We start from the raw sequence: 16,992 nt of genomic DNA, 5'->3' as shown, positions 1-16,992 counted from the left end.
GACCGAAAACAAATTGAACAAATCAGGTCTCGTCACTCAGCCGTTCGCCGTACCTGGGCCCCTCAGGTTGGTGAACATGGTGGAACGAACCATTGATTTGGTAGATCTTGCACCCATTAAGGTCGAGGATGCTGACACCTTCCTTGCCGCGGCGGAGGCTGCCGGAGTCAAGGCATGGTCTTACTACTTCCCCCGTCTGTATTTCTCTGGGCAGTCTTCTAAGGCGCGTAAGCTGCGCTGGGAGCGCCACGCCGGGTCGATCCTGCTCTACCAAGTCAGCCAACAAGGGGCCGGCTCGCAGATGAACCTGTACTTCCCGCCGCTTCCCTTCGACGCAGCGGCGCTGCGGCACGCGGTGCAGCGGATGCGGGACTTCAATGGCGCCCGCTCGGGCCGGATCATGTACGTGCCGGAGAGTGATGCCTTACCGGTCGCACGGGGAGGCTTCGTAATCTCCCTTAGATGGAAAGAGTTCATTTTCGACCGCGCGACCGTCATGGCGTTGGAGGGGTCTGGCTTCCGGAGCCTGCGGCAAGAACTGTCACGGGCTCTCAAGGCAGACGTGGTCGAGACGCGGCCCTACACGATAGCAGATCAGTCTGCCTGCCTTGCGCTCACCGAGGCGTGGCGGGAGCGGCTGATCGCCAGCGGCATCAAGGTCGGCTCCTCATATAGCGATACGATCGCGTGCCTGACGGCAGCGGATCGTTTCCCGCCTTCCCTGCTCAAGGGGCTGGTGGTCGAGGTTGACGGAGAGGTGCGTGGCTTTGCCTTCTCAGGTCCGATCACCTCTATCTCAGGGTGCAATTATATTTGCATCACCGACCCCGGCTTCCGAGGATTGCCGCATCTCCTTCGTTACCGTCTTATGGCCGAGTTCCCCAATCTCATCCAGTTCAACGACTCAACAGACTGCGACCGACCTGGGCTGCGCGAGCTGAAGCAGCGGTTCAGGCCGGTGGAGATACTCGGGCTCTTCAGCGCCAAGGCTCAATGATGCGCTACGATGGAGCTACCTCAGTTGGCGATCGGCTCGATGGAGAAGAGCGGCAGACCCCAGCAAGTGATTGAGGATCGCGATGGCTCACGTTCTTCGACCGGATGCGGAACCCGCTAGCCCACGTCGCCACCAGTCTCAGAGGGCTGATAGAGCTGTGGACCTGGCCGATCTCGCATCCATCGAGGTCGAGCATGCCGACACCTTCCTGGCCGCGGCGGAGGACGCCCGGGTCAAGGCAGCGTCCTACTACTTCCCCCGTCTGTATTTCTACGGGCAATCCAAGTCGCATGTGCTGCGCTGGGAGCGTCATAGTGGGTCAATCCTGCTCTACCAGATCCGCCGGCGGAAGATCGGCTCGCAGATGAACTCGCGGATGAACCTTTTCCTTGCGCCGTTTCCCTTCGACCCGGCGGCGCTGCGGCACGCGATGCAGCGGATGCGGGACTTCAACGCCGATCGCTTGGGCCGCGTCGTCTTCGTGCAGGAGAACGATGCTCTGCCGATGGCATGGGAAGGCTTCGCGGTCGCCTTCAGGAAGGACGAGTTCATCTACGACCGTGCGGCCGTGATGGTGCTAGAAGGGTCGGGCTTTGGGAAACTGCGGCAGGAGCTGTCACGCGCCCTCAGAGTAGGGCAGGTCGAGACGCGGCCCTACACCGCCTCGGATCAGGGGGCCTGCCTTGCGCTCACCAACGTCTGGCGGGAGCGACTGATCGCCAGCGGCATGGAGCCGGAGGGGTACCGCAGCACGGTCACCTGCCTGACGGCCGCCCATCAGTTCCCGCCCTCCCTACTCAAGGGCTTGGTGGTGGAGGTTGACGGAGAGGTGCGCGGCTTCGCCTTCTCGGGTCCGATCACCTCCACCCTGGGGTGCAACTATCTTGGCATCACCGACCTTCGCTTCCCGGGGCTTGCGTACGTCCTAAGCTACCGCCTCATGGCCGAGTTCCCCGACCTCAGCCATTTCAACGACTCAGACGATTCTGGGCGGCCCGGCCTGCGCGCGATGAAGCAGCGGTTCAGGCCAGTGGAGATGCACGGCATCTTCAGTGCCAGGGAGCGCCGAAAAGATGAAAAGGCGGTCTCCTTCGCGTTATAAATGGCAATTGCAACTGGATCCGTTGCTGGTGATACTATGATCAAGGTTCGAGGGATTGAAGGAAGAGCGTATATCTTTGGAGTTATCTCCATCTCAAAAGGTATAGAACTGAATAGGCGTGTTAAGTTGATGCTTGCCTCGTAAACTATCTGCTGCAAGGCTGAGTTCATGACGAATGCAGCTTATCCGAGAACCATAAGATATCTCCTGTTCAGCGGAAGCCTGAGGTCGTACAAACGACGAATCTGATTGCACCGCGGGAGTGCGGTCGACGAAGGTATGGTGGGCATGAATAACCGGGGATCTCTTATCAGCGCTTATATTTGGCGTTGATTTAGGAAGCCTATGTCGAGGTCGAAAACCAGAAATTCCAGGGGCAGAAACCAAGCCATTCGCCTCGCTTGGCGCGCCTCCCGGGTTGGTATTGTGGCTGTCGTGATCTTTAGCGCGTTCATCAACGTGCTAAAGTTTGCCATACCCCTCTATATGCTGCACGTTTTTGATCGCGTTCCGGCAAGCCGGAGCATCGAGACACTCGTCATGCTCACGTTGATTGTTATTGTCGGAGTTCTGGCAGGACTAGCATTAGAGGTGGTGCGGCGGCGGATGCTCGCTCGGTGGGGTATATGGATCGAGCAACAGTTCGGGGTGAAAATTCTGCACCTTAGTCTGGTCAATCGATCAATCAATGAGACACCCGCAGCGCAAGAAGCTCTCGGAGAGCTTTCCAATCTCCGCTCGTTCGTTACGCGATCGCTTGCCTCATGGCTCGATGTCGTCTGGGCCCCGCTGTTCTTTTTGGGGATTTATCTCATCCATCCTCTCCTTGGGGCGCTCGGCGTAGGCACGATATGTATCCTGCTGCTGCTGGGCCCTCTCCAAGATTTTTTTACGCGAGACACGCGGCGTGCTTCATGGAGAGCCGGAAGCGCAGCAGATCAGATTGTATTAGGAGCTGAGCGGAACATCGAGACGGTCGGCGCCCTCACCATGTCGACGAGTCTCACTGAACGATGGCGGCGCAGCGTTACGACTCACCTTGAGGAACGCGAGAGGTCGGAGGCAAGTAATGCACTTTTCCGGACGTTGATTAAGGGATTGGGCCAGTGCTTTCGAATTGCCTTGATTGCTGTCGGCATTTGGCTGTTTCTTCAGAATGTCGTGACGCTTGGCGGCCTCTTTGCCGCGCGAGTGATGGGGGGGTTTGGCTACGGCTTAGCGGAGAGGGCGGTAAGAAACTGGCGGGCGCTAAAGGAGGCTCGCGCCTCATATCAGCAAGTCAAGCTGCTTCTTTCAGAAGAGGGGAACAGAGAGGCTTCAGTGGCCGAGACAACGCACGAGGCTGCGCTGACCGTCGATAATATCAGTTTCCGTTACAGCAGCCGCAGTGAATATATTGCGAGGCGCTTGAGCATCGAGGTCGCTCCAGGGGAGTTGCTTCTCATCATTGGTGATGCCGCAACGGGAAAGACCACGTTGTCCCGCCTATTGGTCGGGCTTTTGGAACCTCAACACGGCCAAATACGCTTGGGAGACATTGAGATTGGGCGGCTCCCGCCTGATATGCGGGCGCAGCTCGTAGGATATCTGCCTCAGCATACAGAACTATTCCAAGGAACAGTGCGCGAGAATATCGCTCGCATGGGGGAGAGCAGGTTCTCGGACGTTGTCTCTGCAGCTAAGTTAGCCAATATCCACGATGTCATCGTGCGCCTCCCGCAAGGGTATGATACTGAAATCAGTGAGCAGACAACGGGCCTATCCGGAAGCGAGCGCAAGCGAATTGCTCTAGCTCGAGCGATTTACGGGATGCCGCGGGTACTCGTTTTAGACGAGCCGGCGGCAAATCTGGACCGTCCGTCTCGACGAGCGATGGAAGCTGCGATTGTTGAGTTAAAGCAGTCTGGCTCTTCGATCATCATGACACAGACAGCGCAATCCGTTCGTTCCGCCAGAATTGCTGATAAGTTCATCACCCTTGGTGGGAAAAATCCTGAGATCACGATCGCTGACGCTGATTCTAGCGGCAAGGTCGAAAGGATGAGGACTGCAGACTTGAGGGCTGTGAAATGAGTACGGCTGGAATTGCTCAAGAGGTGCCTGCAAATCCTCAACTGGATCCTCGTGATCCATCGAGTGATCAAACCTCATCAAGGTCACCTTTTGGAGCCGGCTCAATCTTTACCGGCACTGCAATTATTACCACATTAGCAGGTCTGTTATCCGTTTGGCTATACCTTGCTCCTATTGACAGTGCTGTTATCGCAACGGGAGTAGTTGCGGTTGATACGAATACCAAGACGATACAGCACCTGGAAGGTGGAATTATCGAAAGCATCTATGTGCGTGAAGGCCAGAGTGTGCATGCCGGAGAGATGTTGATCAAACTGCAGAGCACACTACCGACCTCGACTTTGAATGAAGTGAAAGCTCAGTACTATGAATTCCGAGCGGCTCAAGCTCGACTGACCGCCGAACGTGACGGTCTCCCGGAAATTCCGCTTCCTGATGATCTCAGTTCAAGGATGGTTGATCACTCCGTTCGGGACGCTGTAATGGGACAAAGAAGCATATTTGAAAACCGTCGAACACTCCTCGGGCAGCGACTTTCCATTTTAGATCGTACGGTTTCAGGACTGGTGATCGAGATATCTGGATTGGAGGGACAGATCGCTTCGTCAAAAAGAAAGCTCTCGTTGATTGATGAGGAGTTGAGTGCCGCTCAAAGCCTGTTGGAGAAGGGGCTGACGAATAAGCCGCGTGTTCTCGCCCTACAGCGTGAGAAAGCAGAGATTGAAGGTGCAATCGGGAGCTACCGAGCTTCGATCGGGGTGGCTCGGCAACGCATTGAAGAGGCGCTGCTACGAAGCGCAGAATTGAAGGCGGCCTCTGCCACCGAGATAGTCAAGAGCCTCGAGGAAGCGACATCGAATGCTTACGAGCTATCTCAAAAACTGGCAGCCGCTGAAGATGTCTTGCGACGAACGGAAATTCGTTCTCCCATCGACGGGACTGTAGTTGGAATAAAGGTTCACACCCTCGGCGGAGTTGTCACTGCAGGGCAACAACTTCTTGACGTGGTGCCAAGCAATGAAAAGCTTGTGATTCAAGCATCAATTGATGCCTTGGATATCGATCAGGTAAAACCTGGCCTTCCAGCTAACATTGAATTATGGGCTATCAATCGCCGAAGCCGCACCGCCATCGAGGGGTATCTTCATACGGTGTCAGCAGACCGTTTCGTTGATCCCAAAACGGGCTTCTCATACTATCAAGCGCGCGTTGAGCTGAGTTCTGACTCGCCTGGGCTCAAGGCAGTGACGCTACAGCCTGGAATGAGTGCTGATGTGGCAATTCGTACGGGAACTCGAACGCCGTGGGAGTATTTTGTCGCTCCGATCACCCGCAGTATCAACAGAGCCTTCGTCCAAGAATAGTTTCAAAGTCCCATCCAAGCGCTGTGTTCGCGAAAGTACGCTTGGGCTGTCTTTGCACGTCTCGGGGCGGGTTGAGCGTGAAAGGGATAACGCCGAGGAAGCCCATGTTCCCAGCCGTGCAAAGCCGTAAGCAGCCTAGGAGGCTTGGGCTGAAATAGGCGTATCGGCTATACCCTAATCGGGAATCAAGCGCGGTTTAATATTTCCCGCTGGACCGACCTTCTGCCTTGTCGGCAAGTTCTGCCAGTTCGGTGAGATTGTGCTCTCTCAGCTGTGAAAGACCCGCCTCAAGGAGTTTGATGGCTCCTGCGCGTGCGGCGTCCTGTGTCTGCTGAATCGTGACATCTGGGCCGTAGGGGACTCTGACTCGTGCCTCGATGACGAACAGACCGCCAAGTGCTTCGTCATTCTCATATGCGATTTGAACGACGACCTGAGCACGTCTTTGCCTCGGATTGAATCGGCTGATCTGCGAGATTTCAAAACCAGTAAGTCGCAAGGCTCGCTCCCTTTCCACAGCCGGCCCTGTTGTGAAGGGGCCAGGGCCAACGCGCGAGGCTGCCCGGCTTCTTCTCGCGTAGATGCTACGCTGCCGATGAAGTTTTAGCGGGCTTAGTCCACGAGTTAATGCAGCTACTCTACACGACCCATGCTTGGTGGCGACTAGGCTAGAAGGGGTACCTTTCAATCGCGGTTCGCGTTGGCTCTAACATATGGTGCGGAACCGAAGGTCCGCGTCGGCGAATAGCGGGTTCGGCTTTCTCGCATCAAACGATGCATCAGCTTACGCCCATGTTGTAGGCGAGCCATGCGCATGGTCGAAGATCCCGGTAAGCAAGTGTTTACTCATATCTAAGGCTGAGTCGTTGCTTTGGCTCCCCTCGTATCTAAAAGCCTCCGCTGCCATGCTTTTGCCTTATGATGCAGGGAAAAGCTTCTTCAATTGTCGAGCTATAACCTTCGACGGGCGAAATGCTATTGGGCGATGCAAACAGTAACTAGTTTCCGGAATGCGTTTTGCGCAATCGTGCGCTTTAAAGCATACATAACGTAATTATCAAGCATCACTTCAAAACTCGCAAAGAGGCTGGTGATGATTGGGGCAATAATCATGGATTTAATTTTAGATGCTGCACCCAGCGGTACCTTCGATCTATCAAACTGGAAGCAGCCATTCCCAGTCGGTCCCTCCAACAGTACCTGCGCGACAGCGTCCGAGGCTAAAGGCCTTCCGAGAACCATCTCCGCCCTCACCCGCAGCCATAATGCTTTAGCCGGCTTTGCGATTCTGGGAACCTCGTGGGCTCCGGCCACGAGCAAGGTGACCTCATCCTCTTAGTAATTAAATTCGGTTCCTAAGCCGATCTCATGGGCCAGTTTAGAAATTTGGTCCACGATCCAGCATGGAGAGCTATTGGCACCCTTACTCTTTGGGAGTACCAAAAAATTTCCATCGTCACGAAATTGCCTCATTCAGCTTGAAAAAGATTTCCAGGTTAACGAGGCTATAGTCTCGGCGACGAAAATGTGGAAGTTAAGTTGCGTTGTATAAAATTGGTATTGTTGCGTAAGATCCAATTTTGAATATCAGAATCTACTTGTTAAATATCAAACATCGTTCGAAAGCCTGACATAAAGGCTTGGCGATACTTTGGGGCAAAAATCATGGCACTAAACACAGGCAAGCAAACTCTCACCGCGAACATCGACGGTAAGTCGTACACCATGTACACCTACCGTCCGACTGGCGAGATCAAAGGCCTTCTGGTTGTGCATCACGGCACTAGCGGCACTGGCGAATCCACGCGGGATCAGGCCATTCAGATTGCCCAAGAAAAGGGATACGCGATTATCTCTCCGCGGCTCGATTATCTAGCCAATGCGGACTACCAGATGGGAGGCGTTACCAGCGGCAGCTCTCCTGATGGCTGGACTGTTTCCCTTGAGAAGGAATTTGTGGAGTGGGGCGTTGCTCAAGCTGGACTTGATGCCAATGATCCGGTCGTCCTGTTTGGCCACTCGGCTGGCGGTCAGTATGTAAGCCGCGTGGCAGCATTTGCTCAGGACGATAGCCTCTTTGACGCGATGATTGTTTCCAATCCTTCGACGCATGTTCTGCCGAGCATGACCGAAAAGGCGCCTTACGGTTTCGGCGGGTTCTCGACGGCTCAAGCCGAAGCGATGCTCAAGGACTACCTGGCCGATCCGGTGACGATCTACCTTGGGTCTGAGGACGACGACCCGAACTCGCCCGACCTTTCAACGGGCTCGGCGGCCATGCGCCAGGGCGATGACCGTCTGGAACGCGGCCTTTACACCTTTAATGAAGCCAAGAAGATGGCCGCCTCTAAGGGCTGGGAATTCAACTGGGAACTCGTGATCGCCGACGGCGTCGGCCACACGTCCGGCGGTATGCTCCGTGCTCCTGAAATGCGCGACGCTATCGACAACCTGGGCGATAACTCGAGCTCGACGCCCGCTCCCACTCCTACCCCCACTCCGACGCCTACCCCTGAGCCCACGCCGACTCCCTCCCCCAGCAACCCCTACACCAAGGTGGGCACGTCGAGCTCGGAGAGCCTGACCGGCACCTCTGGGGTAGATGCCATCAACGGCCTGGGCGGCTCCGATAAGCTCTGGGGCAAGGGCGGCAACGACATCCTGACCGGCGGTACTGGGAAGGATTACTTTACCTTCGACACCAGCCTGTCATCGACCGGCAACGTGGATCGGATCACCGACTTCAACGTCACCGATGATACGATCCGGCTCAATGACAACATCTTCACGCGAGTCTGGGATGAAGGACAGCTGCGCTCGTCGTGGTTCCGGGTTGGCGAGAAGGCTTTGGATAGCAACGACTACATCGTTTATAACAGGAACACCGGCGACTTGTATTACGACAGGGATGGTTCGGGCTCCGGTTCTGCGGTGAAGTTCGCCGTTGTCGAGAACAAGGCGCTCCTCACCGCCGCCGATTTCATCGTAATCTAACCTAACTTCGCTTAATAAGAGCGACCTCAGTCCGCCGATCGAGGTCGCTCCTTTTATGTTCGATACTCTCGCTGCGCATTATGACAAATTAAGCAAACTTGCTGAAACAGTATCCCGACTGCGCATGTCTTCTGTGACTCTGCCGCTGATCCTCTCTATGGCCGGAGTGTATGCGGGGAGCGATTGCGATGGAGTTCCGGGAACTGGAATTTCCAGGTAAGCGCCGTATCGATCGGATGCCAATACGGCATTGTTGCCGACCAAATCGAAGTTGCGAGTCAGCGCTGCTAGTGCGTCGGGAAGCTCTACAAAGCTTATGGTCCGACTCTGGAACTTGGTCGCACCATTATCCGTCAGTAATGGATACAGGCGCAAGGACACCGAAGCCACTCCGTTTGCTCGACGGAAGCATACAGCCGTAGCGAGGCTGTAAGATATGGCGTTGAGCTTATTATAGCGCCCAGGGGTATTCCACACAAAGTTGCCGATCCCATATACAACCAAACGTCCGGCGACATTCTCAATACCCTGCAGAACATGAGCGCCATGACCAATGATCAGATCCGCACCAGCAGCTATTAGTTCGTGAGCACAATCACGCTGGTTCTGCTGTATATCGAGATAGTCGGTTCCCCAGTGCGGATACACAATGAAAAATGGATTTGGGACCGTATTGCGTAAGGCATTGATTTCTTTAGCGATTTCTTCTGACTGAATTGGATTGACCCCTGATCGCTGCCGCCCAGCATACCATCTGAACTGATGCTCATATTTCTTGCGATGCTCAAAGCATCCGAACACTACTATTGTGCGTTCGGACGATCCACTTTTAAAGGTCTTGATGAACGGCCGTCCAGCAGCGGTTAAATTCGCGCCTGCACCGAAGCATGCTATCCGGGCATCCTTCAGTCTCCGAAGCGTGCTCTTTAGGCCCTTCTTGCCACAGTCAAGGGAGTGGTTGTTGGAGATCGACAGCGCATCGAAGCCAGCCTCAAGGAGTGTTTGAGTCGTTTCTTCGGCATCCGACCACCCGAGCCATTTCTTCTTTCCTAGCAAAGTCGGATCAGGCGAAGATGCAAGCGGCACCTCAAGATTGCCGATGCGCAGATCTGCCCCGGAGAGAAGATCTTTGACGCGAAGCAGCGAGTGTCGATGTCCCCTTATAGCATAAAGCCGTCGTAATTCAGAAGCACGGGGATGATCCCAATATGATTCGCCAAAACCGACATCTCCGAGTAGAAGGGCAGTAAAGTCGGTGTTGTCGCCATGCTTCTGTGCCGTTGCAGCTGCAGCAGTGGCAGAGTTTTTTGGCTGCTGAGACCGCACACTTCTCGTGACCCCCCATCTCTCAATCGGAATTTTGAGTGCTGCAAGTACCCGCTCGATAGCCTTGGGATTCTTGTCTGTTACCGTGCCGCCGCCGGCAAGCCTTTCGAGAAGCACGCACGCAGGCTGGCTGAAAGCTGAAGAATGTCTTTCCGGTAGAACCGCGAGATCGACTCTTTCGAATCCTAATCCGAAGTTGACGATATCGTGGGCCGAGGCCACGACGACGGCAGCATCAAGCATGCAATCTGCTTTTATCCTCTCAATTTGGTCCAGATGGTGAGAGGAGGGATCCTGATAATCGTGAAATCGGCTGGCAGTTTGCTTGGGTGCAACCAATCCAATGCGACAGCCAGCTTTCTCCGCGACTTCAAAAATTCTGTCCAGAATGGCGTCCTCTCCGCAACCTTCAAGAATGGCAATAATGGGAATGCGGCATGGGGCGCCATCCGGATAGAGCATCTGGATAAAAGGGGTAGCCACATCGCGAGCTGTGCCTTCAGAAACCAGCATATGGACGCTAAGGCCGGGACGAGTATTCACTTCACATATTGCTCCACCTACATCCCGTTGCGGACGCGTTATATCAGTCGTGATGAAATCGACGCCACAAACGTCAATCCCAAGCACAGATGCTGCGCGTTCGGCGATCTCTCGAACCGATGGATGAACTGAATCAGTTACATCTATCGTATCACCGCCTTGTGAAACGTTAGATACCCTCCGGAGGAAAACTATTTGGCCGGACTCCGGTATCGCATCTAGCGTTAGCTCTTGCTCTGCAAGGCAAGACTCTGCTTCCTCGTCAATTAATAGGGGATACCGGCTCGTATGTCCTCCAGTTTGGCGCTCTGGATTTCGGTTCTCCCTGTCTACTAATAGACGCACGGTGTTGATACCATCGCCTCTAACTTGAGCTGGGCGGCGCATGGCTGCGGCGCAGAACTTGCCATCGATTACGAGAAGACGGTATTCGCTCCCACGTATGAATGACTCAACAACGACATCTCTCGATACCGTGCGAGCTTTTTGAAATGCGCGGCGAACTTGATCCGTATCAGCAATCCCTACTGAAACTCCTTTCCCCATATTACCCTTCGCAGGCTTTAGTACGACGGGAAAGCCGATCCATTGTGCCGAGGCCAGTGCCTCGTTTAACCTACGCGCAGTTCGTTGTACCGCTACGGGCAGTCCTGCGGCAGCAAGCATAGAGTTTGCGACGGGCTTTTTTCTGGAGAGATTGACGGCCATTGCCGATGTGTGTGTCGACTCGGACTGCATGAGAAACTTAGTGTAACGTCCTTGTCCCAAGCGAATCCACTTGCAGTTGGGAAGGGTTGACCATGGAATGTCCCTACGCTGAGCTCGTTTCACGATCTCGAACGTTTCAACGTTAGGCATGTTCCCGGACGTCTTTTTATGGTACGCTGCCATCTCTGTGCTAAACATCTTTCGCAAGCTATCAATGTTCCTTTCGGAAAGACGATTAAACAGATCGACGGCAAGCCCGCTGGCATGAAGCCCCGCATCGGCATCTGCAATCTCGAAAACTGCCATCGAATCAACGGACGCTTCAGTGTCCGCAAATGCGGAGAAGCTTACCGGCCAGCTTACAGAACGTTGAACTAGTAATCCGAGCGCCTCGATGACAAGTGTCGCCGGAACCGGCGTTTGTGCACTTTGCAACAATTTCCAGGCAGGGAAGTCTAAAACACCTTCACGCAAGTATGGAAATACATCTTTGATCAACGATCCGATCGACGGAGGCACGTAATCGGAGTTCGCTGCATCATTGGAAACCATCAATCGAGCTACTGATGGGCTGCCGAAGATGTTTCCTGCCGCAAGTATTCTTGTACTCACAATCTTCATTGCTTTTCACCCGCTTGCTGCGAAATCGAGGTATGCAGTACTATATTAGTATTTACGATGCAGAGATTGACAACAATCGGAAAATAAGAAGTAGTTCACTAAGCAAATGACGCAACTTAGCTTCTTGCAAGGAACTACAATCTTTGCGGTTATGCGTATGTTGACCTTCGAGTTTGAAAGAGGGGGCCAAGGGTGAACCCTCATGTTGAATTGCAGAAACTATATCTCTATCCTCAAGAATAGCGCAAAAGCCGAATATCTCTTCTAAAAACCTAATGCGCCATCTCAGTCGCCATGGGAGCAAAAATTTCTTTTGCCTCATCGGTCCCAAGCATGCCCCGCGCGGTATGCCCGACACCCGGCGCAGTTACCAGGCGCCAGCGGAGGTCCCAGCCCTTCGCCTGCGCAACCGACTTCGCTAAATCAAACGTGAACTGACCACGTTCCAGCCGGTTATCTCCCTGCCTCATCGCTGAGGAGGTTTGCGCCAAGTCCTCGTCGCCGGTATCGTCCTCGCCTAAATAAATTGTGATGGGAAGTTCAAGATAGGTTCTCAATTGCCTCTCGCCCTCTGCCGGGTCGAGAAGTCCACCTAACCCGTAAGGAACTGGCTCTTGAGTTGATGGGAGAACATAGGTGGATGGGTTGGCGATCACGATCTGCGAAGCATCGAGTGGAGGATTGAAGGCGGCAACACGTGAAAGGTACTGGGCGCCAGCCGAATGGCCGAACAAATAGTAGGGCGCCTTGGGCTTCCCTTCCTGTAGTCTTGCCCAAGCGACGAGATCGGAAACTATTGAGACTGCCCATTGCTCCCGGGGCAGTAACTTTTGACCATGAACAAGGCCGCCTCTTTGGTAACGCCAGGAAGGGAAGCGCTCCTTGTCGAAAAGCGGGGCGAAGACGATCATGCACCTCTGATCGGCCAGTTTACGCGCCGAGTTGCGGTATGAGGGGGCATTCCGTCCAAGGCCGTGAAAAACGAAGAGCAGTGCAGGATCTGCGCAACTTTTTGGATGATAGGTATAAACAGTGATTGGAAGCCCGCGAAGGTTAGCAACGACCTTGTCACCGTCACGGTCACGTGCATATCCGGCCGTCGCCCCAAAACCAACGACAAGTATGAGCAACAGAACGGCGGAGAGCGAAACGATATGTCGGCGGGCGGTCTCAAGCGCTCTCACTATGTTGTCTCGTGCAAACATTTAACAACTCTCTTGCTGGTTTGTCACTCAGCTCGCCAATGTCGTTCTAATGTGATTGCAACTGATCCAGCGCCACGGCCCAAAATTAGTGCTGTGTGCCTCTAACCGTTGGGCCTGCACGGGTTACAGGTTCTTGAGCCGCGTAATCTTCCAATGTCCGCGTGATACTTCGGATCTCTCAGCTTTACCTAGCCCACGCCTGAGGTGCCTTGAGCACGCCGCATCGGCATTGTCTCGACCCGGACAAATGGATCCATTTCATCATTGTTCTCGCCGTAACCTCCAAACACGCCATATTCTTCTTTGATGGAGCGTCTATGAGACAGCGAATGCTGCAACACCTTGCTGGAAAAGAGAGTAGAATTGCTGCGAGGGGTGTGCAGGCCAATTTGGCTTGCCTTTTGTTTCACTTCGAGGCTCAAGTCAGAAACCACTTCGAACGGGATTCGATCAACTCCAATGCGTTCGAGCAGTCTCTGGAGGTCAAGAGGCGTGGCATCCGATTCTGCGGCTTGGGTGACGAGCAGCATCAATTCTTCGGCAGATACATTGTTCTGGCGCAGGAAGACGGGATGATAACCGCCTTTGCGGACTCGTGGCACACTGAGTTCAATCCGACCAACACCCGTTTCCCACCGCTGCCGCCTATATCCACTTCGATGATTAACCCGACTCGGCCGACGCTCCCTTATGCCGGCTCCACAAATAGCCGACATTTCTATTGTCATTACCTTCTCGACCAAAGTTCTAAGCACCTCGCACGCGGGACTTTCAGTGCCGTCCTTCAAGGCGGATGGCGCGCGCGCCTCCTCATCAACAAGCCCTTGTATCTTGGCTTTACTGGAGAGCTGCATATCGTTGTCCGTTGAGATCTCCACGCGGTGGCGATCTTCTGGAGATCCATGATCAACTCCAGCTGTGCCCATAATCAGCGGAGTGAGGACGCCATCCTGTATTTCCCATGGAGTATATACGGGAAGACCCGTTGACCGTTCAGTCTCCCGCACCATCAAGGGCGATTGGGTCAATCGACCACTGACAGCAAGCACATTATGGCCAGCAGCCCTCAATGTGTCGACGCCACACTTCGCTCCCATTGAATCGTACGCGGCAAATACAATACCGACACAATTGGCCCAGAGCCCCTCTGCTTGGACCACCTCGGCGGTTTCCAGGTGCTGCAGGCCATCGGCGACTTCTACAACCGCGACATCACAGCTTTGCTGTGCGGCGCTGTAGATCAAGCGCTTGGTTGCCGCGACAATCTCATCCAGTGGAATCAGGTAAGTGCTCGCAAGGCCCCCGTCTGTGAAATCGAGGACAACGTCGGCGCCTGCGTCACGTACGATCCAAAGGTCGTTCCCGGCACCCGTCCCGGTAGCTTTGATGGCAGCGACCCGGAAGCCTGCTCCCTTGAGCCCCCTTACCAACGACGTTGATGTAAAGGTTTTTCCGGCATTCATCGATGTTCCGAGGGAAAGAACGACCTTGATAGGTGCCGTCGGGCCTGATGCATTGACAGCAAACTCTCGGAGATTCAAGCGTTTTCCCTTGGCATCGCCAATGAAGCCGAGAGGCGAGATCCGAGTTGATGGTATCATTCTCTCGTTTCGAGTTATCTCGCATGCCGCGATCCCACCGGCAGCGACTAGATCGCAACTGCTCAGATCCTCTCCAATCACCCCTTCGAATTGGTCGGGTGCATACCGATTGCCGTAGCAAACTATAATTTCATCTCCGGGGAACAGGTGAGCGCGTCTTCCATCGGTCAACTCAATGCGTCTTTGCTTGCCGATTTCATCGACACGAGCCAACACCAAATCGCCAGATGCAGGAGCAGTTGTAGGATCGGTTATTAAGCTTGACATTACTTGAGGGCTAACACGGCGGGTTGTATAAGCGCGCTTCGCACATGCGATACGCCTCGAGTCGAGTATCTCTAAGCCCATACCTAGCCTCCAAAGCTGCTTTCCACCCAATTTGCACTTTGGTACTTGCCGCACCTGCTTGTTCTTCTGCCAACGTGGATCTCAGGCCACATTCTGTCAATGTGAAACAGTTCCGCTGAAGTAGTAGTGTAGGAGATGCTCGTTTCGGACTACCTACTCGGTAGAAGATGGGTGATTATTGGAGTGAGTACCGTTTCGCAGGGGCGACGAGGGGACGCAACAAACCAACCTACTTGCTTCGTACGCAGTATTTTCGATGCCGAAGCTACGATTTCGAGTGTAGGCGATTTCAGAGAAAACACGATAGCACCGAGGACGAGTAAGAGGCTGCTGGGAAATTTTATTTCTCCACGTAAGTAACTGATTGGGAGTAGGTTTGTCGCTTGGCCGCTGATGCGGAGGCAGGCTGCTTCGACAGCTTGGAGGGTTAGCTATGGATGCTTGCCTTTATGCCAGTGACCTGACCGACGTCGAGGATCACCGCTAATGGGATGATCCGGCCGTGCTCCTGCCCCGCTTGTTCGTAAGCTGTGGGGCTTCGAGTCACGCAAGGAGCATGTCCCATGTCACGGTCTTCTTTCTCTGCGGCGATCGCCACCCTCGGCATCGATCTGGGCAAGAACAGCCCGAACAAGCAGGGTGTGGTGCGGGCGATGGCGCGATCCGACCATTGCCGTTGGGTCTCGACACCCAGATGCGCCCGGGCTTCCTCGAAGGTGACCTCGACCTGCGCAGGAAGAACCAGCGGATGATTTGCAAGGGATCTCGCATGGGATCGGTGCACAGAAGGGCCTGCGGCGAGAAGCGGCCGAGCGGATCGCGTAGCAGCACCCAGCGGATTGGAACGATGGGTCTTCCGCTATGGCGCCACACGGCCGTTGCCGAGCAGAACTCGATCGTCCGCTCCCCTTCACCATACCAGCCCGGCACCGTGACGCGCCGCCAGCGTGTGCTCGTCCGCTTCAGCACGTCAGACAGGTTCGGCAGGCGAGCGCCTTTGGTGCGAGGACGGCCGTTTGTTCCGGGACGGCGTGGCGGGGCCGGCTCGTAGAGAGCAGCATCCAGCCGGAGACGCGTGATGCAGATCACGCCCCGGCGGGACAATGCAGCCAGCAACTCCAGAGCCGCAAAGCCCATGTCGGCCACCAGCACCAGCTCGCGTGTCGGCAGCCAGCGGCGCACCTGCAGCACCATCTGGCGCGCCCAGTCGGTCAGCTTCTTGTGCCGCCGTCCATGCTCACGGCAATACCGCTCGGAGGGCGCCAAAGCCGTGAGGAACGGCAGAGCCCAGGTACGGGCGGCCCATGGGATCGGGGCCAGGAGCACAAGGCTGATCCAACGCAGACCCGAAGCCTTGACGAAGTGGGTGTCGGACGAGCGCACCGGCTCACGATAGATGCCTTTGGCGCTGATGCGCTTGCCGCGCCGACGCTCAATGGTATCGTCAAGACCGAGAATGACCGGACCAGCTGGGACAAAGGTCGGGATCAGCAGACAGAGGAGCCGTCGAGCGGCCTCGCGTGTGCTCCAGCGCGCGCGATTGAGCACACGATGGTAGTTGACGAAGTAAGGCTCGCGACTGTGGCCGGAAATGCGCAGGAGGCTGGTCACGGTGCGTTTGCCGGGCGCCAGAATAGCCGCGACGAGAAGGACCTCGGCATGGCTCCAGGTTCGGTGGCGAAAGAGCGGGGCAAGGCTACAATAATCGCGGCGAAGCGGGCGGGCAGGTCCGGCATGGCGGCGTCTCTTGGCGGAAACTCCGCTGCCCTACTGCATTGTTCGCTTCGCCGCCTCCTATGCCCAAATCACCGCCTGAAATGGCCAAACTCGAGCTTAGGGGCTGGATACGAAGTATTGCCCCGAACGAGCCTTCACATCCCTACGTGGAGGCAATGCAAGGTGAGGATGCTATGTGCCGGGAAAGCTCGGAGATTAGAGGATGCGGATCGCGACCGGCTACTAACAACCGTTTCCTATGTAATGTCACCTAGATGTTTAGTCCCGGCATTTGGTGGAGCGGGTCGAGCCTGAAGCGTTGCGGCTCGCTTGTAAAGATCTTGCAGATGTACTCGTAGGGGGTGAGGCCGCGCAGGGTCTTGAGCCGGCGGGC

The 16,992-nt window shown here is 55.1% G+C and carries 9 protein-coding genes and 2 pseudogenes; 5 read left to right on the top strand and 6 right to left on the bottom strand.

Translation table 11 applies throughout. The features are described from left to right. The first annotated feature begins 76 nt into the window (after positions 1-76). The 4 genes from ACS5Q1_RS08390 to ACS5Q1_RS08375 all read left to right on the top strand — a co-directional run bounded on the left by ACS5Q1_RS08390 (position 77) and on the right by ACS5Q1_RS08375 (position 5,536). Positions 77-997 carry a phosphatidylglycerol lysyltransferase domain-containing protein gene (locus tag ACS5Q1_RS08390; RefSeq protein WP_473097723.1) on the top strand — a complete coding sequence of 307 codons (921 nt, stop codon included), beginning with the start codon at positions 77-79 and terminating at the stop codon, positions 995-997. 82 nt (positions 998-1,079) lie between these two features. Further along, positions 1,080-2,099 carry a phosphatidylglycerol lysyltransferase domain-containing protein gene (locus tag ACS5Q1_RS08385; RefSeq protein ID WP_473097722.1) on the top strand — a complete coding sequence of 340 codons (1,020 nt, stop codon included), beginning with the start codon at positions 1,080-1,082 and terminating at the stop codon, positions 2,097-2,099. 426 nt (positions 2,100-2,525) lie between these two features. Beyond that, a complete protein-coding gene (locus tag ACS5Q1_RS08380) occupies positions 2,526-4,172 on the top strand; it encodes a type I secretion system permease/ATPase (protein WP_473097721.1) in 1,647 nt (548 codons plus the stop codon). After that, a complete protein-coding gene (locus ACS5Q1_RS08375) occupies positions 4,169-5,536 on the top strand; it encodes an HlyD family type I secretion periplasmic adaptor subunit (RefSeq protein ID WP_473097720.1) in 1,368 nt (455 codons plus the stop codon). Before ACS5Q1_RS08380 ends, ACS5Q1_RS08375 begins: the two co-directional genes overlap by 4 nt. Before the next feature lie 196 nt (positions 5,537-5,732). Here the strand turns inward: ACS5Q1_RS08375 and ACS5Q1_RS08370 are convergent, their stop codons facing one another. Beyond that, on the bottom strand, positions 5,733-6,035 hold the full coding sequence (locus tag ACS5Q1_RS08370) for a hypothetical protein (RefSeq protein ID WP_473097719.1): 303 nt from the start codon (positions 6,033-6,035) through the stop codon (positions 5,733-5,735). A 1,166-nt stretch (positions 6,036-7,201) separates the two neighbouring features. On the opposite strand from ACS5Q1_RS08370, the gene ACS5Q1_RS08365 reads away from it, so the two are divergent. After that, positions 7,202-8,530 (top strand): alpha/beta hydrolase, encoded by a 1,329-nt coding sequence (locus ACS5Q1_RS08365; protein ID WP_473097718.1) that lies wholly within the window; start codon positions 7,202-7,204, stop codon positions 8,528-8,530. Between the two features lie 78 nt (positions 8,531-8,608). On the opposite strand, the gene ACS5Q1_RS08360 is transcribed toward ACS5Q1_RS08365, so the two are convergent. The 5 genes and pseudogenes from ACS5Q1_RS08360 to ACS5Q1_RS08340 form a co-directional block, all read right to left on the bottom strand. After that, a complete protein-coding gene (locus ACS5Q1_RS08360) occupies positions 8,609-11,728 on the bottom strand; it encodes a CapA family protein (protein ID WP_473097717.1) in 3,120 nt (1,039 codons plus the stop codon). Positions 11,729-12,000: 272 nt separating this feature from the next. Beyond that, on the bottom strand, positions 12,001-12,933 hold the full coding sequence (locus ACS5Q1_RS08355; protein ID WP_473097716.1) for an alpha/beta hydrolase: 933 nt from the start codon (positions 12,931-12,933) through the stop codon (positions 12,001-12,003). A gap of 188 nt (positions 12,934-13,121) precedes the next feature. Further along, complete coding sequence (locus ACS5Q1_RS08350) at positions 13,122-14,882, bottom strand: transposase (protein WP_473097715.1); 1,761 nt, start codon at positions 14,880-14,882, stop codon at positions 13,122-13,124. Positions 14,883-15,425: 543 nt separating this feature from the next. After that, a pseudogene (locus ACS5Q1_RS08345) lies at positions 15,426-16,520 on the bottom strand (IS701 family transposase); the annotation flags it as partial. Positions 16,521-16,869: 349 nt separating this feature from the next. After that, positions 16,870-16,992 (bottom strand): annotated as a pseudogene (locus ACS5Q1_RS08340) (IS481 family transposase); the annotation flags it as partial.

The sequence above is a fragment of the Microvirga sp. GN3 genome (assembly GCF_055792825.1).
Note: the sequence above shows the minus strand (reverse complement) of the source record. Positions and strands in the feature narration are given on the sequence as shown.

Excerpts from the sequence above, each read along its gene's own strand:
- ACS5Q1_RS08390 (WP_473097723.1), top strand. The coding sequence starts at position 77 with ATGGTGGAACGAACCATTGATTTGGTAGATCTTGCACCCATTAAGGTC.
- ACS5Q1_RS08385 (WP_473097722.1), top strand. The coding sequence starts at position 1,080 with ATGGCTCACGTTCTTCGACCGGATGCGGAACCCGCTAGCCCACGTCGC.
- ACS5Q1_RS08375 (WP_473097720.1), top strand. The coding sequence starts at position 4,169 with ATGAGTACGGCTGGAATTGCTCAAGAGGTGCCTGCAAATCCTCAACTG.
- ACS5Q1_RS08365 (WP_473097718.1), top strand. The coding sequence starts at position 7,202 with ATGGCACTAAACACAGGCAAGCAAACTCTCACCGCGAACATCGACGGT.
- ACS5Q1_RS08360 (WP_473097717.1), bottom strand. The coding sequence starts at position 11,728 with ATGAAGATTGTGAGTACAAGAATACTTGCGGCAGGAAACATCTTCGGC.
- ACS5Q1_RS08355 (WP_473097716.1), bottom strand. The coding sequence starts at position 12,933 with ATGTTTGCACGAGACAACATAGTGAGAGCGCTTGAGACCGCCCGCCGA.
- ACS5Q1_RS08350 (WP_473097715.1), bottom strand. The coding sequence starts at position 14,882 with ATGGGCTTAGAGATACTCGACTCGAGGCGTATCGCATGTGCGAAGCGC.